Annotated in this window: 20 protein-coding genes; 17 read left to right on the forward strand and 3 right to left on the reverse strand. The window is 30.9% G+C overall.

The genetic code is table 11. The features are described 5' to 3' along the window. The first annotated feature begins 32 nt into the window (after positions 1-32). The 3 genes from ACN6I1_RS01185 to ACN6I1_RS01195 all read left to right on the forward strand — a co-directional run bounded on the left by ACN6I1_RS01185 (position 33) and on the right by ACN6I1_RS01195 (position 1,602). On the forward strand, positions 33-428 hold the full coding sequence (locus ACN6I1_RS01185; protein WP_419742438.1) for a GNAT family N-acetyltransferase: 396 nt from the start codon (positions 33-35) through the stop codon (positions 426-428). 57 nt (positions 429-485) lie between these two features. Further along, positions 486-1,109: a GyrI-like domain-containing protein gene (locus ACN6I1_RS01190; protein WP_419742439.1), complete on the forward strand. Its 624-nt coding sequence runs from the start codon at positions 486-488 to the stop codon at positions 1,107-1,109. A gap of 82 nt (positions 1,110-1,191) precedes the next feature. Next, complete coding sequence (locus ACN6I1_RS01195; protein WP_021434058.1) at positions 1,192-1,602, forward strand: peptide deformylase; 411 nt, start codon at positions 1,192-1,194, stop codon at positions 1,600-1,602. Positions 1,603-1,656: 54 nt separating this feature from the next. On the opposite strand, the gene ACN6I1_RS01200 is transcribed toward ACN6I1_RS01195, so the two are convergent. Next, positions 1,657-2,967 (reverse strand): NCS2 family permease, encoded by a 1,311-nt coding sequence (locus tag ACN6I1_RS01200; protein ID WP_220796137.1) that lies wholly within the window; start codon positions 2,965-2,967, stop codon positions 1,657-1,659. A 257-nt stretch (positions 2,968-3,224) separates the two neighbouring features. Between ACN6I1_RS01200 and ACN6I1_RS01205 the strand changes: the two genes are divergently transcribed. The 9 genes from ACN6I1_RS01205 (at position 3,225) to xdh (ending at position 17,142) form a co-directional block, all read left to right on the forward strand. Then, the gene (locus ACN6I1_RS01205; protein WP_220796138.1) at positions 3,225-5,018 is read left to right on the forward strand and encodes a sigma-54-dependent Fis family transcriptional regulator; all 1,794 of its coding nucleotides are present in this window, start codon (positions 3,225-3,227) and stop codon (positions 5,016-5,018) included. Positions 5,019-5,247: 229 nt separating this feature from the next. After that, positions 5,248-6,459 (forward strand): diaminopropionate ammonia-lyase, encoded by a 1,212-nt coding sequence (dpaL, locus tag ACN6I1_RS01210; RefSeq protein WP_021434055.1) that lies wholly within the window; start codon positions 5,248-5,250, stop codon positions 6,457-6,459. 34 nt (positions 6,460-6,493) lie between these two features. Continuing rightward, positions 6,494-7,681, forward strand: a complete 1,188-nt coding sequence (locus tag ACN6I1_RS01215) for a YgeY family selenium metabolism-linked hydrolase (protein ID WP_220796139.1) — start codon at positions 6,494-6,496, stop codon at positions 7,679-7,681. Between the two features lie 19 nt (positions 7,682-7,700). Further along, positions 7,701-9,281 carry an N-acyl-D-amino-acid deacylase family protein gene (locus tag ACN6I1_RS01220; RefSeq protein ID WP_278548440.1) on the forward strand — a complete coding sequence of 527 codons (1,581 nt, stop codon included), beginning with the start codon at positions 7,701-7,703 and terminating at the stop codon, positions 9,279-9,281. Between the two features lie 19 nt (positions 9,282-9,300). Continuing rightward, complete coding sequence (ssnA, locus tag ACN6I1_RS01225) at positions 9,301-10,629, forward strand: putative aminohydrolase SsnA (protein ID WP_419742440.1); 1,329 nt, start codon at positions 9,301-9,303, stop codon at positions 10,627-10,629. A gap of 27 nt (positions 10,630-10,656) precedes the next feature. Continuing rightward, a complete protein-coding gene (locus tag ACN6I1_RS01230; protein WP_419742441.1) occupies positions 10,657-12,018 on the forward strand; it encodes a nucleobase:cation symporter-2 family protein in 1,362 nt (453 codons plus the stop codon). 62 nt (positions 12,019-12,080) lie between these two features. Further along, positions 12,081-13,184 (forward strand): 4Fe-4S binding protein, encoded by a 1,104-nt coding sequence (locus tag ACN6I1_RS01235; protein WP_419742442.1) that lies wholly within the window; start codon positions 12,081-12,083, stop codon positions 13,182-13,184. Positions 13,185-13,199: 15 nt separating this feature from the next. Beyond that, entirely contained in the window at positions 13,200-14,573 is a 1,374-nt protein-coding gene (hydA, locus tag ACN6I1_RS01240) for a dihydropyrimidinase (RefSeq protein ID WP_419742443.1), read from the forward strand. A gap of 10 nt (positions 14,574-14,583) precedes the next feature. Further along, the gene (xdh, locus tag ACN6I1_RS01245) at positions 14,584-17,142 is read left to right on the forward strand and encodes a selenium-dependent xanthine dehydrogenase (protein ID WP_419742444.1); all 2,559 of its coding nucleotides are present in this window, start codon (positions 14,584-14,586) and stop codon (positions 17,140-17,142) included. A gap of 51 nt (positions 17,143-17,193) precedes the next feature. Here xdh and ACN6I1_RS01250 read toward each other — a convergent pair whose 3' ends face one another. Continuing rightward, a complete protein-coding gene (locus ACN6I1_RS01250) occupies positions 17,194-17,832 on the reverse strand; it encodes a 4Fe-4S binding protein (protein WP_419742445.1) in 639 nt (212 codons plus the stop codon). Between the two features lie 3 nt (positions 17,833-17,835). Beyond that, positions 17,836-18,042 carry a 4Fe-4S binding protein gene (locus ACN6I1_RS01255; RefSeq protein WP_046822853.1) on the reverse strand — a complete coding sequence of 69 codons (207 nt, stop codon included), beginning with the start codon at positions 18,040-18,042 and terminating at the stop codon, positions 17,836-17,838. 134 nt (positions 18,043-18,176) lie between these two features. On the opposite strand from ACN6I1_RS01255, the gene ACN6I1_RS01260 reads away from it, so the two are divergent. The 5 genes from ACN6I1_RS01260 to ACN6I1_RS01280 all read left to right on the forward strand — a co-directional run bounded on the left by ACN6I1_RS01260 (position 18,177) and on the right by ACN6I1_RS01280 (position 22,881). Beyond that, on the forward strand, positions 18,177-19,016 hold the full coding sequence (locus ACN6I1_RS01260; protein ID WP_419742446.1) for a MerR family transcriptional regulator: 840 nt from the start codon (positions 18,177-18,179) through the stop codon (positions 19,014-19,016). 98 nt (positions 19,017-19,114) lie between these two features. Further along, the gene (locus tag ACN6I1_RS01265; protein WP_419742447.1) at positions 19,115-19,816 is read left to right on the forward strand and encodes a B3/4 domain-containing protein; all 702 of its coding nucleotides are present in this window, start codon (positions 19,115-19,117) and stop codon (positions 19,814-19,816) included. Between the two features lie 333 nt (positions 19,817-20,149). Further along, positions 20,150-21,580, forward strand: a complete 1,431-nt coding sequence (nhaC, locus tag ACN6I1_RS01270) for a Na+/H+ antiporter NhaC (protein WP_419742448.1) — start codon at positions 20,150-20,152, stop codon at positions 21,578-21,580. A gap of 15 nt (positions 21,581-21,595) precedes the next feature. Then, on the forward strand, positions 21,596-21,871 hold the full coding sequence (locus ACN6I1_RS01275) for a hypothetical protein (protein ID WP_025161815.1): 276 nt from the start codon (positions 21,596-21,598) through the stop codon (positions 21,869-21,871). Positions 21,872-21,987: 116 nt separating this feature from the next. After that, a complete protein-coding gene (locus ACN6I1_RS01280) occupies positions 21,988-22,881 on the forward strand; it encodes a radical SAM protein (protein WP_419742449.1) in 894 nt (297 codons plus the stop codon). Positions 22,882-22,892 lie beyond the last annotated feature (11 nt).

A 22,892-nucleotide genomic window follows, 5' to 3' on the forward strand; every position in this document is an offset into this window, starting at 1 on the left:
GGAGAATTAAATTTATATAGGAGGCCAGAAATATGGATATAAGATACACGTCACCATCACCAATGGAATATATTTCACTAAGATTAAGAACAGGAATGGGCGAAAAAGATTTAACAAAATCAGAAATAGCTTTAAAAAATTCATTATTTATAGTTTCTTTATGGGATAATAACGATTTGATTGGATTTGGAAGAATAGTTGGGGACAAAGGAATAACTTACGTTGTTTCTGATATTATGGTAGATCCTAACTACCAAGGCCAAGGTTTTGGACAGATAATTATGAAAGAAATTGATGCTTATTTAGAACAGAATACTGATGAAGATGCATATATTTGCTTAATTGCAAACAAGCCTGCCGATAAACTATACTCAAAATTTAAATTTGAATATGTGGAGCCAAAAGCTTGTGGGATGAAGAGAAAATAAGTGAATTTTATAAAAAATTATAAAATAGTAAGTTAAAACTGCAAGGGAGGGATATTCATGAAACATGAATGGAGAAAAAAAGAAAAAGAATATTACATACCAAAAGAAAAACCTCAAATAGTAGAAATACCTGAATTCAAATTCCTAACTCTAAAAGGGCAAGGAAACCCAAATAGTGAAGGATTCTCAAAAGCTATAGAAACACTATACTCACTAGCTTACGCTATAAGAATGATGCCTAAAAAAGGAATTACCCCAGAAGGATATTTTGAATACACAGTATATCCATTAGAAGGAATATGGGACTTAACTGAAAAAGGTAGGGATGAAGAAGTTCTTAACAAGGACGAGCTAGTTTACACATTAATGATTAGACAACCTGACTTTGTAAATGAAGAAGTTTTCAATATAGCTATGGATATTGCAAAAAAGAAAAAGTCAAATCCATTATTAGAAAAAGTAGAACTTAAAAATATTAAAGAAGGAACTTCAGTACAAATGCTTCACGTTGGACCTTATGATGATGAACCAAGAACTTTTTCAGTTATGGAAGAGTTTTGCAATGAAAATAATTTAAAGATAAAAACAAAAGCGCATAGAGAAATATATCTTTCAGATTTTAGAAAGACTGAAGCATCAAAATTAAAAACTGTTCTTAGATATATGGTAGAAGAAAATTAATATTTTAATAATTTGACTGAAATACATACTTGTACTAATATAAACTTATATTAATTTAGATAAATTAGAGAGGTTATTAAGTATGATAAAAGCAGTTGTAAAGGATATATTATTTTTAGAACAAAAATCAGAACTTGCAACAAAAGATGATGTAGAAGTTATAAATGATTTAATAGATACATTAAGAGCAAATTTAGACCATTGTGTAGGAATGGCAGCTAATATGATCGGAGTAAAAAAGCGTATACTAGTATTTAGTGTAGGGGAGATGATAATTCCTATGGTGAATCCAGTTATACTAAAAAAAGAGATTCCTTATGAAGCTGAGGAGAGTTGTTTATCTTTAGAAGGATTTAGGAAAACAACTAGATATGAAAAAATAGAGGTAGAGTACCTAGATAGAAACTTTAAAAAACATAAGCAAGTATTTACAGGATTTACAGCACAAATTATTCAACACGAAGTAGATCACTTCGAAGGAATAATAATATAGTATATAAATGAAAAAGGCGCTCCCTATTTTAGAGCGATCGCCTTTTTTTATATGTTAATGGATAGTTCCCATAACCGTACTCATTACAAAGTTAAGAATAAACAAGCCGCTAAGTACGTACATAGCTACAGAAACATTTTTCCCTTTATTTATAACTAAATTAAGAATTGTATAAACTATAAATCCAATAGATATACCATTTACAATATTATAAGTAAAAGGTATTATCGTAATCATTAAGATTATAGATATAGTTTCTATCAAATCTCCTTTTTCTAGGTCAAAGAAAGTTTGTATCATAAGTATTCCTATAAATATAAGAACACTACTTATAACACCATCTGGTATAAGTTTTAATACAGGTATTAAGAACAATGATAGTAAGAATAATGTAGCAGATGTAAATGCAGCTACTTTGCTTTTACCACCAACACTGATCCCTGAGAAGTTTTCAGCTGCAACTATAGTTGGACTTGTTCCACATATTCCAGCTATTATATTAGATATTCCAGTTACCTTAAATGATTTTTGGAAATCTTCTTCTCTTTTTAGAGCTCCTAATTGACCATATAAAATTCCCATATTTTCAAATACTATTACAATTGTTATAGAGAATACGGCTACCATAAACGGTATAGACCAAATATTTTTAAATGACATGCCTAAAAATACTTCTTTAATAGCACCCATGTTAAATCCTGCAAAATCTAAACTGCTTAGACTAGTAACTCCCATAATAAGTGATAATACTGTACCTATTATTATACTTATAAGTAAGTTACCTGGTACGTTTTTCATATTTAATATCAAAATGATAATTAAAGTTACTATACTTAAAAGAGTTTCCTTGTCTGCGATATTACCAATACCTATCATAGTATTTTCATTACCTACAACAAGACCACTTTTTTGAAGTCCTATAAATAAGATTAAAAATCCTACTCCTGTAGTTATTGCATGTTTTAAGTTATTAGGTATCGAGTTCATAAGAATTGTAGTTAGCTTTGTGCTTGCTATTAAAGTGAATATTATACCACTCACTAATACTGCTGCTAAAGCTTCTTGCCATGACAATCCCATTGATTGAACAATAGTATAAGTAAATAATGAGTTTATTCCCATTCCAGGGACTAATATAAGTGGAGTATCTGAGATTACTCCCATAAGAATTGTAGATATAGTACATGTAAGTACTGTGGCTATCATAGCTGCATCTGGACTTATACCTGCATCAGATAATATTAATGCATTAGTCATTATGATATACACGCTGGCTATGAATGTTGTGATTCCTGCTAAAATCTCTGTCTTTAAACTTTGTGTTGCAATTGATTCTAATTTACTGCTTGATAGTTTTTGTTCCATTTTTCTTCCTCTTTATTTTGGTTCCCTCGCCCGCCCGCATTGGTTAATGCCCATATATATTACCACTATTTTTTTTTATTGTCTATAATTCTGGTGAAGTTTATTGTCGATTTTTCTGTTAAAAATATTGATACAGGGAAAATAAGTAAATTGAAAAGTTTATGTAAATTAATAAGTTAGCTAATTATATTTGATAATCAATTATGATAAAATATAGTCAATATGTGAAACTTACTAACAAAGGGGAAATATATCAAATGGGGAGTATGTTAAAGCAAGTTCAAGAAGAGATGACCAAATACGTGGAAACAATAGCGAGCGTATTGAATGTAGATATTGAAATTGTAGATGATAGGTTAGTCAGAATTGGGGGTTCTGGGATTTACAAATATAAAGAAGATGAAGTTCTTGTATCTAGTGGTTATATATATAGCCAAGTTATTAGTACAGGAAATGATATAACAGTAGTTGATATAGCTAGTCATGAAATTTGTAGTAATTGTAGTAGGCTTAGTAAGTGCCTTGATAAAATGATTTTAGCTGTACCGATTAAGTATAGTGGCCGCACAATTGGTGTTATAGGTGCAATAAGTACTGATAAAGAAAAGAAAAAAGAAGTACGTAAAAAATTAAAATCTTATTTAGAGTTTATACATCATATTTCAGATTTGATCTCTATAAAAGTAAATGAGTTTGAAGATAGTAAGTATGTTGATAAAGAAATGGAAATGTTTAGAGACATAATTGATAATATTGAAAAAGGAGTATTGATTTTAGATCCTGGAAGAAAGATATCATATATAAATAATATAGCAAAGAAAAGATTGAGTATTTTTGATGATCCAATAGGTAAGTTAGTAGAAATAAGAGCTATAGAACAAAATGAAGATAATGATGAAATGTTAAGCTTTAGTATAGATGATAAAGTTTATCATACTACATATAAGATAATACCTGTTCATCCTTATATTAATAATTATGATAAGCTTATAATTTTTGATGAAGTTAAAGAAAGTAAAGATCAGAAAATAAATACTAAATGGGAAGTTAAAAAAATAGATTCTATAATTGGTAATAGTGAAGCTATGAAACTGGTTAAAATTAGGACTAAGAGAGTTGCACAATCTAATTCAACAGTTTTAATAACGGGTGAAAGTGGAACAGGTAAAGAGTTAATTGCAAAGTCAATCCATGCAGAAGGAAATCGATGTACTAAACCATTTATAGCTATAAACTGTGCAGCTATTCCGGAAGCCTTATTAGAAAGTGAGCTTTTTGGATATGCAAAAGGAGCTTTTAGTGGTGCAAGTAATGAAGGTAAAATAGGAAAATTTGAGTTAGCTAATACAGGAGTAATATTTTTAGATGAAATAGGAGATTTATCTGTGCATTTACAAGCAAAATTGCTAAGGGTTTTACAAGAGAGAAAGTTAGTTAGGATTGGTTCTAACAAAATTATCGATTTAGATATAAGAGTAATAGCAGCTACAAATCAAAATATATTAGAGTTAGTTAATAGCGGTAAATTTAGAAGTGACTTATATTATAGATTAAATGTAATGCCTATAAACTTACCACCACTTAGAGATAGAAAAGAAGATATTAAAGATATATTTATGAATATATTAAATAGATATTCAATAGAATTCGACATAAGTGTAAAGAAAATTGAAGAATCTGTGATGAATAAGTTGATTAATTATTATTGGCCGGGAAATATAAGAGAATTAGAAAACTCAGCAGAATATATGATGAATATAATCGGAGAAGATGGAATAATATCAGAGGATATGTTGCCAATAGATATAATTAATTATTATGAAAAAAATAACAAAAATAAAGAAATCAATGATACAAATAAAATTACTAATAATAGCAATTTAATAAGAATTGATAATTATGGAGATATTTTAACTATGAAAGAATTAGAGCTATTTTATATAAATAGCATACTTGATAAATATGGAAGAGATACAAAAGCTAAAAAGGAAATAGCCAAAAAGCTTGGAATAGGGGTATCTACTTTATATAGAAAACTAGATGAAAATTAAATAATTCCCAAAATGAAAATTCTCAAATTGGTAAAAATTCCCGATTTGAGAATTTTTTTATTATATAAATAAAGATATCAAGGAGAGTTGTAAAGATAAAATGTGAGTGAATTAACAAAGTTTTAGTTTGAAAAACTGGGTTTCAAGGTTTGTTAAGAAAATAAATTTAAGTTTGGCATATTAATTGCTTTATACAAATTACGAAAACATTTATACAAGGGGGAGAATTATGAGAGAAATAAAATGGAAATTAAATAACCTACCAAAAAGTGAGAATAAGGAAAAAACTATAGAGTTTTTAAATGATGAAGAGATAAGTAAAGTAAAATCTTTCCACGAAAGTTTCCCGCAATATACAAAAACACCATTAGTTAAATTAGATAATTTAGCTGAAGTTTTAGGAGTTGGAGGCGTTTTCGTAAAAGATGAATCATATAGATTTGGATTAAATGCATTTAAGGTACTAGGCGGATCGTTTGCTATGGCAAGACACATGGCTGAAAAATTAGGAATGGATATATCAGAATTAACTTATGAAAAATTAATATCTGATGAAGTTAGAGAAAAACTTGGAGATATGACATTCTTTACAGCTACTGATGGAAACCACGGAAGAGGGGTTGCTTGGACTGCTAATAAATTAAAGCAAAAATCAGTAGTTTATATGCCAAAAGGATCATCAATAACAAGATTAAACAACATCAAAGCAGAGGGAGCGGATGCAAGTATAACTGATCTTAACTACGATGATGCTGTTAGATTAGCAGATGAAGATGCCAAAAAAGTTGGAGGACTTATAGTTCAAGATACAGCATGGGATGGCTATGAAGATATTCCTGCTTGGATAATGCAAGGATACGGAACAATGGCTAAAGAAGCAGTTGAACAATTAAAAGAGTACGGAGTAGAAAGACCTACACATGTATTTGTTCAAGCTGGAGTTGGATCTCTTGCAGGTGCAGTACAAGGATACATAGCTAATGCGTTTGATGAGTGCCCTATAACAGTAGTGGTAGAAGCTGATGAAGCAGATTGTTTCTACAAATCTGCAGAAGCTGGAGATGGAAAACCAAGATTTGTTGGTGGAGATATGCCTACAATAATGGCTGGTCTTGCTTGTGGAGAGCCAAATACAATAGGATTTGAAATATTAAAGAACTATTCAGGAGCTTTTGTTTCAGCACCAGATTGGGTTTCAGCTAAAGGAATGAGAGTATTAGGAAATCCATTAACAGGAGATACAAAAGTTATATCAGGAGAATCAGGAGCTGTAACAACAGGATTATTAGCAGCTATGATGAGCGATGATAAATTAAAAGATCTTAGAGAAGCATTAAAACTAGATAAAGATTCTAGAGTATTACTAATAAGCACTGAAGGAGACACAGATCCAGAGAAATATAGAAGCATAGTTTGGGACGGAGAATGTGCAAGTATATAGATAATAATTAGAAAAATTAAGGGGGATTAATAGGATGTTAAATGAGCAAAGAAAACAAGAATTAACTGAGTTATGCCAAGCATTAATAAGAAATGCAAGTTATTCAGGTCATGAAGAAAATGTAGTTAAAGCAATAGAAGAAAACTTTAAAAAACTAGGGTTTGATAGTTGGTTTAGAGATGAATATGGAAACATAATAGGTTGTATCAAAGGTAATAAAGAAGGAAAGAAAATATTATTTGATGGACATATAGATACAGTAGAAGTACCAGATGAAAGCAAGTGGACATTTCCTCCATTTGGTGGAGTTATAAATGATGGGAAAATATACGGTAGAGGTACTTCTGATATGAAAGGTCAGTTAAGTGCAATGATAGCTGCTGTTTCATACTTTGCAGAAGATACAAAAAAAGATTTTGAAGGTGAATTATATGTAGCGGGTGTAGTTCATGAAGAAATATTTGAAGGGATAGCAGCTAGAAAAATAAGTGAAGCTGTTAAGCCAGATTATGTTGTTATAGGGGAATCTTCAGAACTTAACTTAAAGATAGGGCAAAGAGGTAGAGGAGAAATAGTAGTAGAAACTTTCGGGAAACCAGCTCACTCTGCTAACCCACACAAAGGAATAAATGCAGTATATAAAATGTCTAAGATAATAGAAAAAATACAAAACCTAGAGCCGCCTACTCATCCAGTATTAGGGCCTGGAATATTAGTTTTAACTGATATAAAATCTTCTCCATACCCAGGGGCTTCAGTAGTACCAGATTATTGTAAAGCTACTTTTGATAGAAGATTATTAGTAGGAGAAACTAAAGAAGGAGTATTAGCTCCAATACAAGCATTATTAGATGAAATGATGAAAGAAGATCCAGAACTAGATGCTAAAGTTTCTTATGCTATAGGATGTGAAGGATGCTACACAGGAAATAAAATTGAAGGTGAAAGATTCTTCCCAGGTTGGTTATATGATGAGCAAGATGAGTTTGTTCAAGCAGCATATAAAGGATTAAAAGAAGCTGGAATAGATAGTCAAATAACTCAATACTCATTCTGTACAAATGGAAGTCACTATGCAGGTGAGGCAGGAATAAAAACAATAGGATTTGGACCTTCAAAAGAAAATCTTGCTCATACAATAGATGAATATATAGAACAAGAACAATTATTTATAGGAGCAGAAGGTTACTACGGAATACTTAAATCAGTTTATAAAAAATAAATAAATAGGGGTAAGTGTTATGAAAATTTTAATAAAGCAAGGGCTAGTAGTTGATGGTAATAATACAGAACCATTTATAGGTGATGTGTTAATTAATGATGATAAGATAAGTAAAATATCAACTGAAATTACAGAAAATGTAGATAGGATAATAGATGCAAGAGGTAGAGTAGTATGTCCTGGTTTTATAGATACTCATAGCCACTCAGACCTTATGATTTTAGTAAATCCATTTAATGAAATAAAGATAAGACAAGGAATAACAACAGAAGTGTTGGGCCAAGATGGTATATCTATGGCCCCACTTCCTAAGGAATTTATTCCTTCATGGAGAAAAAATCTAGCAGGCCTAGATGGTGAAAGTGACGAGATAGATTGGGAATATGAAACTACTGATAACTATCTTACTATGATGGAAGATAACGGAGTAGGATTAAATGAAACTTACTTAGTTCCTCATGGAAATATTAGAATGGAAGCTATGGGATTAGAAGATAGACCAGCAACTAAAGAAGAAATTCAAAAGATGTGTGAAATCACAGAAAGAGAATTAAAAGCAGGAGCTATTGGATTATCTACAGGGCTTATATATATACCATGTGCTTACTCTATGACTGAAGAAATAATAGAAATGTGCAAGGTTGTTGCAAAATATGATGGAGTATTTGTTGTTCATCAAAGAAGTGAAGCTGATACGATTCTTACATCTATGGAGGAAATAATAACTATAGGAAAAGAATCTGGGGTTAAGGTTCATTTTTCACATTTTAAAGTATGTGGAAAAGATAACTGGAAGTACATACCACAAGTTTTAGAGTTATTGGAGAAAGTCAAATCAGAAGGTATAAAAGTTTCATTTGACCAATATCCATATGCTGCAGGTAGTACTATGCTTGGAGTAGTTCTTCCTCCTTGGGCACATTCAGGTGGGACAGATAAACTATTAGAAAGATTACAAAATGAAGATGATAGAAATAGAATGAAAAAAGATATCGAAAATGGAATAGAAGGTTGGGATAACTTTATTCAATTTGCAGGAATAGATCAAATTTTTGTTACAAGTGTAAAGAATAAAAAGAATGAAAATACAATAGGTAAAAGTCTATTAGAAATAGGTGAAATGAGAGGTAAAGATCCTGTTGATGCTACTATGGACCTATTATTAGAAGAAGAAAATGCAGTTGGAATGGTAGATTTTTATGGATTAGAAGAACATATTATAACTTTTATGAAGAGAGAAGAACAAAATGTTTGTACAGATGGTCTATTATCAGGGAAGCCACATCCAAGAGCATATGGATCATTCCCTAAAATATTAGGAAGATATGTTAGAGAATTAGGAGTATTGACTTTACAAGAAGCAGTTCATAAAATGACTAAAAAAGCTGCACAAAGTTTCAGTATAAAAGATAGAGGTCAACTAAAAGAGGGATACTTTGCAGATATAGTTATATTTGATAAAGACAAAGTTTCAGGGTGTGATGATTATATTAATTCTACTCAATATCCAATAGGTATAGATTATGTAATCATAAATGGAAACTGTGTAATTGAAGAAAATGAATATAAACATATTAAGGCTGGTAAAGTATTGAGATAACCTTAGGAGGTATCAAAACATGATATTAGTTGGAAATGGGAGATTGATAACTAAAAATGAGCAAAATCCATATATGGATGACGGTTGTGTAGTTATCGAAGGAAATATTATAAAAGAGATTGGTTCAACCAAAGAAATGAAGGAAAAGTACTCATGTCATGAGTTTATAGATGCGAATAAAAAGGTAATAATGCCAGGGCTTATAAATACTCATATGCATATATATAGTTCTTTTGCTAGGGGGATGGCTGTACCAGGAAAACCATCAGAAAATTTTATGGAAATCCTAGAAAACTTATGGTGGAGATTAGATAAAAAACTTACTTTAGAAGATACAAAATATAGTGCTTATGCAACTTATATAGATTGTATAAAAAATGGAGTTACAACAGTATTTGATCACCATGCGAGTCCATTTGCTATAGAGGGAAGTTTATTTACTATAAAAGATGTAGCTAAGGATTTAGGAATTAGAACTAATCTTTGTTATGAAGTATCTGATAGGGATGGGTTAAAGACGATAGATCAAGGAATTCAGGAAAACGTTAATTTAATAAAATTTGCTCAAAATGATGAATCAGATATGGTAAAAGGTATGTTTGGACTTCATGCAGCTTTTACATTATCTGATGAAACTTTAGAAAAATGTGCAAATGAAATGGCTAACCTAGATGCTGGATATCATGTACATACAGCAGAGGGGATAGATGATGTAATTATAAATAAAGAAAAATACAATAAAAAGGTTGTACAAAGATTAAATGATTTTAATGTTTTAAATGATAAAACTATAGCAGTTCACTGTATTCATATAGATTCTGAAGAAATGGAATTAATAAAAGAAAATAAATCTTTTGTTGTACATAATCCAGAATCTAACATGGGAAATGCAGTTGGTTGTGCTCCTGTAGTTCATTTATTAAACAAAGGAATAACTGTTGGATTAGGAACTGATGGATATACAAGTGATATGTTTGAGTCTTTGAAGGTTGCAAATATAATACACAAACATCAACTAAGAGATCCAAGAGTTGGATGGGCAGAAGCTCCAACTATGTTATTTGAAAACAATAGAAAAATAGCTAGTAAGCATTATAAAAAAGACCTAGGGGTTTTAAAAGAGGGAGCATATGCTGATGTAATAGTTGTAGATTATATACCGCACACTCCACTTAATGAAAATACAGAAAATGGACATATAATATTTGGTATGACAGGAAGAAGCGTTGATACAACCATTGTAAATGGAAAAGTATTAATGAAGGATAGAATTTTATTAAATATTGATGAAGAGTCAATATTAGCAAAGAGTAGAGAGATGAGCAACAAATTGTGGGATAGAATATAAAAAAATAATATAAAAGGGGGACTATAAATGTCTCAAGAAAAAAGCCCTAAAATAGCTCCGGTTGATGAGAGAATACCGGTATCCAAGTCGTGGATATTCTCATTACAACACGTATTAGCAATGTGTGCAGGAGCGGTGGCAGTTCCTATGATGGTAGGAAGTGCTGCAGGACTAGACCATGAAAGTATAGTTTTTTTAATTAGTGCTTGTATATTTATGGCGGGGGTAGGAACGCTGATACAAGCTTTTGGTATAGGAAATATTGCAGGTGCTAAGATTCCGGTAATCGAAGGAACTAGCTTTGCGGCTGTTGCAGCCATGACATCTATCGCTTCATCATATCAAGACCCAAATCTAGCTATGCAAACTGTATTTGGAGCAGTTATGGCAGCAGGATTGTTTTGTATAATAATAGCTCCAATATTTGAAAAAATAATAAGATTTTTCCCAAAAGTAGTCACAGGAACAGTAGTGCTGGTAATCGGGGTATCTCTATTACCAGTTGGGATTAAGTGGATAACTGATAGTAAAGTAGGTCCAGCTGAGCCGGCTCAAGTAGGATTAGCACTAGCTGTTTTAGCTATAACTATTGTGTTATTTAAGTATTTAAAAGGGATTTGGAATAGTGCAGCAATACTTTTTGCAATAGTAATCGGAACAGTACTAGCGGGTGTATTAGGTATGGCTGACTTTAGTAATGTAGCTGGTGCAAGTTGGTTTAGTGTTAATGTACCTTTAAAATTTGGTATGCCAGTATTTGAACCATCAGCAGTAATATCTTTAGGTCTAATAATGTTAGTACTAATGACTGAATCGTTAGGAAACATGATGGCAATACATGAGATGGTAGATAAAGAGATAGATGGTGCAAACATAAAAAGAGCATTAAGAGGAGATGGTATATCAACTTTTCTATCTAGTATATTCAACTCATTTCCAATAACTCCATTTGCTCAAAATACAGGGCTTGTTGGATTGATGGGAATAAAGTCAAGATACGTAGCGATACATGCAGGGATTATCTTATTAGTATTAGGATTTATACCTAAATTTGCATCAATAATAGCAGCAATACCTAAACAGGTTCTTGGTGGAGTAGGATTTGCGATGTTTGGGATGGTTTTAGTAGGAGGAATAAGAACTTTAAGCAAAGTTGAATTCAATGGGACAAAAAATGGAGTAATTGTAGCAATAAGTGTAGGGTTGGCGATGATACCTTTAGCAAATCCTGATTTTTATCATAACTTCCCAAATTGGGTGCAAACAATATTCCATAGTGGTATAACAACAGGAAGTTTAGCAGCAGTTATACTGAACATATTCTTTAATGAATTAGGAAGCAAAAAAGAATCAAACAATGATAATGAAACAGACGAGAAAGCAGTTTAAATATATTAATTAGAATAAGTTTTGTGAAAATATAAACAAAAATGAAAAGGGGAGATTTAAAAATGGCAAATTTACAAGTTAAAATACACGATATGGAGTTTCCAAATCCAATAATGACAGCAGCAGGACCAGGAGCTAAAGATGGAGATTTATGTATAGAAGCTGTAAAAGGTGGAGCAGGAGGTATATGTACAAAAACTATATCTGTACTTCCAGCAGACGTACCAAGACCATGTATGGCAAATACTAACGGTGGTTTCTTAAATACAGAGTTATGGTCTGAATTACCAAAGGAACAATGGATAGCTGAAGAATATGCAAAAGCTAAAAGTGCAGGAGTTCCAGTAATAATAAGTATGGGATATACAGCAGAAGATATCGCTAAAGTAGCACCACTTGTTAAGCCTTATGCAGATGCAGTTGAATTGTCTACACATTATGTAGGAACAGATGTTACACCTATAGTAAATGCTTTAAAAGCTGCAAAAGCTGCATTAGACGTACCAGTATTTATGAAAATGAGCCCTCACACTGATATACAAACAATAGCAAAAGCTGTTGAAGAAGCAGGGGCAGACGGACTTGTAATGATAAATTCATTTGGACCATGTATGGCAATAGATGTTGAAACAGGATTCCCTATAATGGGAAGTAAAACAGGATACGGATGGCTATCTGGAGCTCCAATAAGACCATTAGCAGTAAGATGTATATACGAAGCTTCTAAAGTTGTAAATATACCAATAATAGGTGTAGGTGGAATAACTTGCGGAAGAGATGTTGCTGAAATGATGATGGCTGGGGCTTCAGCAGTACAAACTTGTACAGAAGCAATACTTAAAGGACCACAAGTATACGGAAAAATAGCTAGAGAATTAAACGAATTCTTAGAAGCGAATGGATATTCAGATGTAAATGAAATAAAAGGATTAGCACATAAGAAAGTTCAAGAGATGGAATTTAGAACTCATGCAGTAGCTCCTCAAGTAGATCAAGATAAATGTATAAAGTGTAAGAAATGCGTAACAAGTTGTGTATACGAAGCAATTGAAGTTGGAGATGAAATGGTTATAGATGAAGATAAATGTTTTGGATGCGGATTATGCGTAACACGATGTCCAAAGAGAGCATTAACAATGCAAATGGGTGCTGTAGAAGCAAAGTAAAGGCAGGAAATTAAAATGGGGCTAATTTTACAAGGTGGAATAATAGTAACGGATGTAAAATCCTATAAAGCAGATTTAAGAATTGAAAATGAAAAAATAGCTGAAATTGGGTTTAATTTATTTAAAGAAGGAGATGAGATAGTGCCTATAAATGGGTGCTATCTTGTACCTGGAGGAATAGATACCCATACTCATTTTGACTTAGATGTTGGAACTACAATAACAGCTGATAATTTTGAAACAGGAACTAAAGCAGCTATAGTTGGAGGTACAACTACAATACTAGATTTTGCTACTCAATCAAAAGGACATACGTTAAATGATGGGCTTAGAGAATGGCATGATAAATCTAGGGGAAAATGCTATTCAGATTATGGATTTCATATGGCTATAACAGATTGGAATGATAATACATCCAAAGAAATGAAAGATATGATAAATGAGGGTGTTACATCATTTAAAATGTATATGGCGTATAAGGATACACTACAAGTTGATGATGGAATTATATTCAAAGCTTTGAAAAGAGCTAAGGAGTTAGGAGTGCTTATAGGATTCCACTGCGAAAATGGAGATATAATAAGTGAGCTAATAAATGAGTGTAAAAAGAATAATCAATTGTCACCTAAATACCACCAACTAAGTAGACCATCAGATGTAGAGATAGAGGCTACTTATAGATTAATGAAAATTGCAAAGACTGCAAATGCACCTGTATATGTAGTTCATTTAAGTTCGAAGAATGCATTACAAGAAGTTAAAAAAGCTAGGTTGGATGGGGTTAAAGTATATACGGAAACTTGCCCACAATATTTACTTTTAGATGATAAATTATATGATTTAGATGGGTTTGAAAGTGCTAAGTATGTAATGTCACCGCCGCTTAGAAAAAAAGCAGACAATGATGCTTTATGGAAAGCTTTAGAAGAGGGAGACATTGATGCTATAGGAACAGACCATTGTTCATTTAATTATAAAGGGCAAAAGGATATTGGGATAAATGATTTTAGCAAAATTCCAAATGGAGGCCCAGGAGTTGAACATAGAATGGGTCTTTTATATACATACGGGGTTAAAGAAGGAAAAATAAGTATGAATAAATTTGTAGAGTTAACATCTACAAAAGCAGCAAAGTTATTTGGAATGTATCCTCAAAAAGGAAGCATTGAAGTGGGTAGCGATGCAGATATAGTGGTTATAGATCCTGAAATAAAAAATACAATAAGTGCAGAAAATCAAACTCAAAATACGGACTATACTCCATACGAAGGATACGAAGTTGATTGCCAGTTTAGGCATGTATTTTTAAGGGGGATTGAAGTTATAAAAGAAGGAAAGTTAACAGTAGAACATCCTACTGGAAAGTATATAGTAAGAACTATAAACTAGGGGGTCATATATGTTTGAATTCACATTAAACGGGGAAACTGTTCAAGCAAAAGAAAATAAAAAACTATTAGAGTTTTTAAGAGAAGATATGAACATAACTTCTGTAAAAAATGGATGTGCAGAGGGTGCATGTGGAACTTGTATGGTTATTATAGATGGGAAAGCTACAAAAGCTTGCGTATTTAATACACAAAAGTTAGTAGGTAAAAATATTATTACCATAGAAGGAATGTCTGAGAAAGAAATGGATGCATATGCATATGCATTTACAAATGCAGGAGCAGTACAATGTGGGTTCTGCATACCTGGGATGGTAATAAGTTCTAAAGCATTGCTAGATGTAAATCCAGATCCAACAGAAGAAGAAATAAGAAAAGCCTTAAGAGGAAACATATGTAGATGTACAGGATATGTAAAGATAGTAGAAGCAGTAAAGCAAGCTGCTAAAATTCTTAGAGAAAATATAGAAGTTCCAAAAGTTGAGTGTAAGGGACTTGTTGGAGATAAATTACATAGAGTAGATGCAGTAGCAAAAACTTTAGGTAAAGCAGAGTATGTAGATGATATTAGAATAGATGGAATGATTTATGGATCTGCAGTAAGAACTATGTATCCAAGGGCTTTAGTAAAAAAAATTGATATAGAAGAAGCTAAAAAATATCCAGGTGTAGTAGCTGTATTAACCGCTAAAGATATACCTGGAACAATAAAAGTAGGGCACTTAAAGAAAGACTGGGATACGTTAATTCCAGAAGGTGAAATTACTAGATATCTAGGTGACTCAGTAGCATTAGTAGCTGCAAAATCAAAGGAAGCACTAGAAGAAGCTAAGAAGTTAGTAAAAGTTGAGTATGAAGAATTAAAACCTTTAACTTGTCCAGAAGAAGCTTTAAAGGAAGATGCTCCTGAAATTCATGAAGGTGGAAATATTTTAGTAGAAAAAGAGTTAGTAAGAGGAAATGCTGATGAAAAAATAAAAAATTCTAAGCATGTAGTAACAAGAAGATATTCTGTTCCATTTAATGAACATGCTTTTTTAGAACCAGAATGTGCAGTAGCTGGTCCTTATGAAGATGATGGTGTAATAATATATTCATCGGATCAAGGAGTATATGCAACTCAACATGAGTGTGCAGATATGTTAGGCCTTCCACATGAAAAAGTTAGAGTAATAAATAAAATGGTAGGCGGAGGATTTGGAGGTAAAGAGGATATGAGTGTTCAACATCATGCTGCTTTACTTGCATATCACACGAAGAAGTATGTAAAGGTTCAGTTAACTAGAAAAGAAAGTATAATAGTGCATCCAAAGAAGCATGCAATGGAGATGGAATTTACAACTTCATGTGATGAAAATGGATACTTAACAGCACTAAAAGCTACAATAGTTTCAGATACTGGGGCATATGCATCACTAGGAGGACCAGTATTAGAGAGAGCATGTACACATGCAGCAGGACCTTATAATTATCAAGATATAGATATACATGGTAAGGCTGTATATACAAATAATCCTCCAGGAGGAGCATTTAGAGGATTTGGAGTAACACAAAGTTGTTTTGCCACAGAATCTAACTTAAATTTACTAGCGGAAATGGTAGGAATATCTCCATGGGAGATAAGATATAGAAATGCTATAAGACCAGGGCAAGTATTGCCAAATGGACAAATAGCAGATGAAGGAACAGCTATGGTAGAAACACTAGAGGCTGTTAAGGAAGAGTATGATAAATACCCTTATGCAGGAATAGCTTGTGCTATGAAAAATGCAGGAGTAGGAGTAGGAATACCTGATATAGGTAGATGTAAGTTAGCTATAAAAGCTGGGAAAATACATTTAAGAACAAGTGCATCTTGTATAGGTCAAGGATTAGCAACGACTATGATTCAAATGCTTTGTCAGACTACAGGTTTAAAACCAGAAGATGTTATATACCAAGCGCCTGATACTCATTTAACTCCTGATTCAGGAAATACTACAGCATCTAGACAAACTGTATTTACAGGAGAGGCAACTAAAAATGCATGTCTTCAACTTAAAAAGGAATTAGATTCTGGGAAAACAATAAATGACTTAGAAGGGAAAGAGTTTTTAGGAACATATTCTAGTGTGACAGATAGAATGGGATCTGATAAAGAAAATCCAGTAAGTCACGTTGCTTATGGATATGCTACTCAAGTTGTAATATTAGATGAAAATGGAAAGTTAGAAAAAGTTATAGCTGCACATGATGTTGGTAGGGCAGTTAATCCAATTAATGTTGAAGGTCAAATCGAAGGTGGAGTGGTAATGTCGTTAGGATACGCACTTACAGAAACTTATCCATTAGAAAATTGTGTACCTAAAGCTAAATATGGAACATTAGGGCTTTTTAAATCAACAGATGCTCCACCAATAGAGCCTATAATAATAGAGAAAAATAAAGATGGATTGGCATATGGAGCTAAAGGTATAGGTGAAATAACAGCAATACCAACAGCACCTGCAACAGCAAATGCTTACTATAGATTTGATAAAGAGTTTAGAACTAGCTTACCTCTTATAAATACAGCTTATAAGAAAAAATAAAATGTTAACTATTAAAAAATAGACCCCTTTTGTCCGGGGTCTGTTTTTTATTTACTTTATGTTACATCCGGTAGAGCAAGAAGTACAACCTGATTCACAACCAAAGCCTTCTATAGGTTTATACTTTGCTTTTGAAATAAGTTGAGTCATAGTTCCCATTGGACAGTAAACACACCAAGATTTTGGTTTATATAGCATCATAGTTATAATACCAAGTATTGAAGATGTAAGCATCATACTATAAAATCCAAATGCAAATTGAGCAACCCATGGCGAAACCATACTTACATCAGCCCAATGCCAAGGCACTTTGAATGTCCATATTAAAGCAATGACTTCTTTTAAGTCTTTTGCACTACTAAACACTAAGTAAGTAGTATTCAGCATAGATACGAACATAGTTAAGAAAAATATTAAAAATCCATATCTAAAGCATTTGCTTTTCAAGAATTTAGGGATATCTTTATTTCTCGAAAGTTTAAGTTTAGTACCCATTAGGTCCAACATTTGCCCCCTACCACAGTAAACATTACAATATTTTTTCCCTCCACCAGCTAGAGCGATTATTAAAGGAATTGAGAAGCATAAAAGTCCTAACCATGCAAATAATATATTAAAAAGTCCTAATGTTAAATAAGCTACACTCAAAATCCACATGTAATCTATAAGTTTCTTTTTATTTTTCTTCATATATTAGACAACCTCCATAGTTTTAATATTTATAACTGATGCTGGACAAGATTTAGCACATTTTCCGCAACCAACACATTTTTCAGTATCTATTTTTGCGAATACTCCTTGTTCTATATTTATGATTTGAAGTGGACACACTTTTACGCATGAACCACAAGCTACACAAAGATCAGTATCAACAATTGCTTTTCTTTTTATTTTAGCCATATATTTACCTCCGTTTAAAAAAATGAATTTTCTAAATTATATAATTAATCTAAATTTAATTCTGTAACTTAATCACTAAAAACACACTCAATGATATAATTAACTAAAAAACATTGATTATAGAGAGGATATAAATGAGCAATAAAACTAATATAAAAGATTTATTTACAATAGGAGAAATAGCAATTTTATTTGATATTAATAAAAAAACATTAAGATATTATGATGAAATAGACTTATTTAAGCCAAGTTATATAGACGAAAAAAATAACTATAGATACTACACAACAAATCAATTTGAAAAACTAAATACTATAATTTATCTAAAAAGTATGGGAATAGCACTAAGTAAAATAAAATCTCATTTAGATAATAGAAGTATAAATAATACTCTTAAATTATTCCAAATTCAAGAAGAAGCAATTAAGAAAAAGATAGAAGAATTAGAAATTATACAAAATAAAGTTAAGGGTAGAATTAGTAAAATAAAAGATTCAATAGACTATGAAAAAATAAATAAAATAATAGAAGCGGATATTGAAGAGAGGTCTATTGTTTTATTAAAGGAAGAAGTTAAGACAAACAAAGACTTAGAGATTTCTATTAGAAAGCTAGAAAATAAGGCAAATAAAAAATCATCTATATTTTTAGGAGAAGTAGGGGTTTCTATATCTAAAGATAAATTAAAAAATAAATTATTTAAAGATTATGACTCAACTTTCATTTTTGTAGAAAACAAAAAATATAGTAAAGAAATAAGCAAAATTTTACCTAAAGGAAAATACATATGCTTAAGATTTAATGGACTACATGATGATTCTGATATTTATTATGAAAGAATTTTAAAATATATAGAACAAAACAACTATGAAATATTAGAGGATTCAATAGAAATAACATTAGTTGATTCAGGATTAACTACAAATTCTTCAGAGTATGTAACAGAAATACAAATACTAGTAAAAAGATATTGACATTCCAGCTACTGGAATGTCTATTATTTTTTATAATAAACATGGTAGTAAAATACGAGTTTTGTTATAAATAGAACTCAAAGTTTTGGAGGATTAATATGAAATTTAGTGTATCAAGTGAAGTATTTGAAAAATTAGATAATGTTTGTTTTGGAGTTATAGTAGCAAAGGGAATTGATAATAGCTTAGTAAAAGATGATATTGTAGAAAAATTAAATCAATCAATAAAAAACTGTGAAGATAAATTTAAAGATACTAAGGTTAAGGAACTAGAGGGGATATTATATTATAGAGATGCATTTAAAGAATTAGGAATTAACCCAAATAAATTTATGAGTTCTATTGAAGCTATGCTTACTAGAACATCTAAAGGTAAAGGGATACCTAACATAAGCCCTATTGTAGATTTAGGAAATGCAGTATCTTTAAAAAACATGGTTCCATTAGGAGCACATGATATAGACACATTAGATGGAGATATAGAGGTTAGATTTTCTAAAGAAGGGGATAGTTTTATTCCTTTAGGAACTGAAGAAAAAGAAATTTTGGAAGATGGAGAGTTAATTTATTCAGCTGGAGATAATGTAAGAACAAGAAGATGGATATGGAGACAAAGCGAGCAAGGAAAAATTACTAATGAAAGTAAAAACATATTTTTCCCTATAGATGGATTTACGGATAAAAACTATGAGAGTGTTATGTCAGCAAGAGATGAATTAGCAAGTTTATTAAAAGAAGTATTTTCTTGTGATGTAAAGGTAGGATTTATAGATAAAAATAATACAGAATTTGAAATATAAAATTAGTTAAAAAGGTTTAAAGGGTGTCCTATTTAACCCGTTAAACCTTTTTATTTGCTTAATGGGTTAAATATATAACGAAATCTAATAATTAGCTAAATTGAATTAAAAAAGGATTTCTTAATAAAATAAAAAAACATTTATTTAAATTCCAATGATTATACGTAATGAATTTAAAAAAAAATTAATTTGGCATAGATATTGCTTAATAGTATTATGAGACAAAATGATAAGGATGGTGATTTTTAACACTTTGGGAAAAGGATATCAAAAACATTGTGTACTTATCAATTACATACAAATAAAAGAGATTAAGAAGGATGGACAGTTAAAATGAGCAAAAACATAGAAAAAAGAAAACCTACATTTCAGTTTGCGGTGTTAGTAATGGTTGCAATTATATCTTTAACTACAGTTGGAATGGTTGTTTTTAAGGCATCTATAACAACAATGTTTTTATTATCATGGTTAATAGTAGTTCCTGCTGCTATGAAGTTAGGTTACACGAATAGTGAAATTGAAGAAATGGGATTTGATGTTGGGAAAGGTGCATTTCAATCGAATATAATTGTACTTTCTGTTGGAGTATTGATTGCTACATGGATAGCAGCTGGAACTATTCCAACGATAGTGTATAGTGGACTTGCTATAATAACACCTAAATATTTTTTAGTTACAACATTAATAGTATGTTCTTTAACATCTATAGCTACTGGTACTTCATGGGGGACTTTAGGTACTTCAGGGATAGCCTTAATGAGTATTGGAACTAGTATGGGGGTTCCTGCTGGGTTAACAGCTGGAGCTATAATATCTGGTGCGTTTTTCGGAGATAAGATTTCTCCTCTTTCAGACTCTACGAACTTATCAGCAGCAGTTTGTAAAACTGATGTAATAACTCATATAAAACATATGACTTTATCAGCAGTTCCAGCTTATATAATTTGTGTAGTTTTATATACAGTTATAGGATTTAAATATGCTAATAATACTATAGATTACAATCAAATAAATCAAGTAATGGAAGTTTTAAAAGCTAATTTCAATATAGGATTTGTTTCAATAATACCAATAATATTTTTACTTATTCTATTACTTTTACAAAAGCCATCTATAGTTTCTATACTAGCTTCTGGAGTAGCAGGTGCAATTATAGCATTTTTCCAAGAAGGCGAAAGTATTAGTAAGTTATTAAATTATATGCTTAATGGTTTTTCTATAGATACAGGTCTTGAATATACAGATAAACTATTAAATCGTGGTGGAATAATGAGTATGGCAGAGACTGTATTATTAGTATTTATAGTATTTGTTATAGCTGGAATTTTACAAAAGACAGGGTTTTTAGAAGTTTTATTACAACCTATGTTAAGTAAGATAGGAAAGTCTAGAACTAAATTAATTGGAACTACATTTATATCTAGTTATCTTGCAAATGCGTTTAGTTCTTCTATGATGTTTACATCTGTATTTGTAGGAACTATAATGGAACCTTTATACAAGGAATTTAATTTAAAACCTGAAAACTTATCTAGGATTATACAAGATACTGCAACCTTAGGGGCTCCACTAATTCCATGGAATTCAAATGCAATATTTTGTAGTCAGACTTTAGGAGTTAGTTCTTTTGAATTTATTCCATACTGTTTCTTAAACTGGATAACTCCTTTAATAACATTTATATATGGAGTTACAGGATTTACAATGAAAACATACACAGAAGAAGAAGTTGTTATGATGAGAGAAGTTGAAGACGCTATATAAAAAGGAGAAATTAATATGGAGTTTCATTATTACTATATAATTCAAGATATTGTAGGCGTACTTATGGCATTTATAGGTATAAGAATGTTTACATTAAGTATAAGAATGATTTTATCGAGTAAAAAATCTAAAAATGGAATATTAATATCTATTAGCTATGCTTTAATTACAATTGCTGGTATTAACTTATTATTTAATAACTTCGGATTAAAGCCTTGGATTGTAAGTATAATTTTGATACTTTTAAGTTTATTAATTACAAATATAGTTAAAACTGATAAAACAATATAAATATACATTAAATAAAACTCATGTCCATTGGATATGAGTTTTTTGTTGATTTTAAAAATTATATATGGTAAAACCGTATTAAGCAAAAAGCTAATATGGAAAGGGTTGAGGTATCGATGGAGTTTATACCTGCAAAGACTATTGTATCTGGATATAAAGAAAACCCAAATTGGTTTGGTATTAATTATGGGATGAATATATATAAAGGTTGTTGCCATGGTTGTATATACTGTGATTCAAGAAGCAACTGCTATCAAATAATAGAGTTTGATAGAGTTAGAATTAAAGAAAATTCAACTGAAACAATAAAAAAGGAACTTAAGTCAAAGAAAACAAAAGGGGTTGTAGGTACAGGTGCTATGAGTGATCCATACAACCCATTTGAAGAGAAATTTATGTTAACAAGAGAAGCTTTAAAAGCAGTAGATGAAAATAGATTTGGAATATCAATTGCTACTAAAAGTGATTTAATAACTAGAGATATAGATATATTAAAAAGAATACAAAGTCATTCACCTACTATTATAAAGATAACTATAACTACATATGATGATAATTTATGCAAAAAGATAGAAAGCAATGTATGCCCAACATCTAAAAGATTTGAAGCTTTGAAGGAACTTTCAGATAATGGAATATATGCAGGTGTTTTATTAATGCCTATACTTCCTTTTATTAATGATAATGAAGATAATATAAAAAATATTATTAAAAAGGCCTATGAATCTGGAGCTAAATTTGTATTCACTTATGGGCTAGGAGTAACGTTAAGACAAAATCAAAGGGAGTATTATTTTGAGCAATTAAGAAAGATATTTCCAGATGAGGACTTAGATAAAAAGTATATAAAAGCTTATGGAGAATCTTATGAAAATGGGGCTACAAATTATGAGAAACTATGGAATACTTTTAAAGAAGAGTGTGAAAAATATAATCTTTTATATGATATGAAGGATATTATAAATGATTATAAAAATAAATATGAAAAAACTCAAATTAGTTGGTTTTAATATAAAAGGGA

The organism is Paraclostridium dentum (genome assembly GCF_048568265.1).
Taxonomy (GTDB): Bacteria; Bacillota; Clostridia; order Peptostreptococcales; family Peptostreptococcaceae; genus Paraclostridium; species Paraclostridium dentum.

Bases quoted from the DNA above. Each gene is read 5' to 3' on its own strand.
- ACN6I1_RS01185 (WP_419742438.1), top strand. From the start codon at position 33: ATGGATATAAGATACACGTCACCATCACCAATGGAATATATTTCACTA.
- ACN6I1_RS01190 (WP_419742439.1), top strand. From the start codon at position 486: ATGAAACATGAATGGAGAAAAAAAGAAAAAGAATATTACATACCAAAA.
- ACN6I1_RS01195 (WP_021434058.1), top strand. From the start codon at position 1,192: ATGATAAAAGCAGTTGTAAAGGATATATTATTTTTAGAACAAAAATCA.
- ACN6I1_RS01200 (WP_220796137.1), bottom strand. From the start codon at position 2,967: ATGGAACAAAAACTATCAAGCAGTAAATTAGAATCAATTGCAACACAA.
- ACN6I1_RS01205 (WP_220796138.1), top strand. From the start codon at position 3,225: ATGGGGAGTATGTTAAAGCAAGTTCAAGAAGAGATGACCAAATACGTG.
- dpaL (WP_021434055.1), top strand. From the start codon at position 5,248: ATGAGAGAAATAAAATGGAAATTAAATAACCTACCAAAAAGTGAGAAT.
- ACN6I1_RS01215 (WP_220796139.1), top strand. From the start codon at position 6,494: ATGTTAAATGAGCAAAGAAAACAAGAATTAACTGAGTTATGCCAAGCA.
- ACN6I1_RS01220 (WP_278548440.1), top strand. From the start codon at position 7,701: ATGAAAATTTTAATAAAGCAAGGGCTAGTAGTTGATGGTAATAATACA.
- ssnA (WP_419742440.1), top strand. From the start codon at position 9,301: ATGATATTAGTTGGAAATGGGAGATTGATAACTAAAAATGAGCAAAAT.
- ACN6I1_RS01230 (WP_419742441.1), top strand. From the start codon at position 10,657: ATGTCTCAAGAAAAAAGCCCTAAAATAGCTCCGGTTGATGAGAGAATA.
- ACN6I1_RS01235 (WP_419742442.1), top strand. From the start codon at position 12,081: ATGGCAAATTTACAAGTTAAAATACACGATATGGAGTTTCCAAATCCA.
- hydA (WP_419742443.1), top strand. From the start codon at position 13,200: ATGGGGCTAATTTTACAAGGTGGAATAATAGTAACGGATGTAAAATCC.
- xdh (WP_419742444.1), top strand. From the start codon at position 14,584: ATGTTTGAATTCACATTAAACGGGGAAACTGTTCAAGCAAAAGAAAAT.
- ACN6I1_RS01250 (WP_419742445.1), bottom strand. From the start codon at position 17,832: ATGAAGAAAAATAAAAAGAAACTTATAGATTACATGTGGATTTTGAGT.
- ACN6I1_RS01255 (WP_046822853.1), bottom strand. From the start codon at position 18,042: ATGGCTAAAATAAAAAGAAAAGCAATTGTTGATACTGATCTTTGTGTA.
- ACN6I1_RS01260 (WP_419742446.1), top strand. From the start codon at position 18,177: ATGAGCAATAAAACTAATATAAAAGATTTATTTACAATAGGAGAAATA.
- ACN6I1_RS01265 (WP_419742447.1), top strand. From the start codon at position 19,115: ATGAAATTTAGTGTATCAAGTGAAGTATTTGAAAAATTAGATAATGTT.
- nhaC (WP_419742448.1), top strand. From the start codon at position 20,150: ATGAGCAAAAACATAGAAAAAAGAAAACCTACATTTCAGTTTGCGGTG.
- ACN6I1_RS01275 (WP_025161815.1), top strand. From the start codon at position 21,596: ATGGAGTTTCATTATTACTATATAATTCAAGATATTGTAGGCGTACTT.
- ACN6I1_RS01280 (WP_419742449.1), top strand. From the start codon at position 21,988: ATGGAGTTTATACCTGCAAAGACTATTGTATCTGGATATAAAGAAAAC.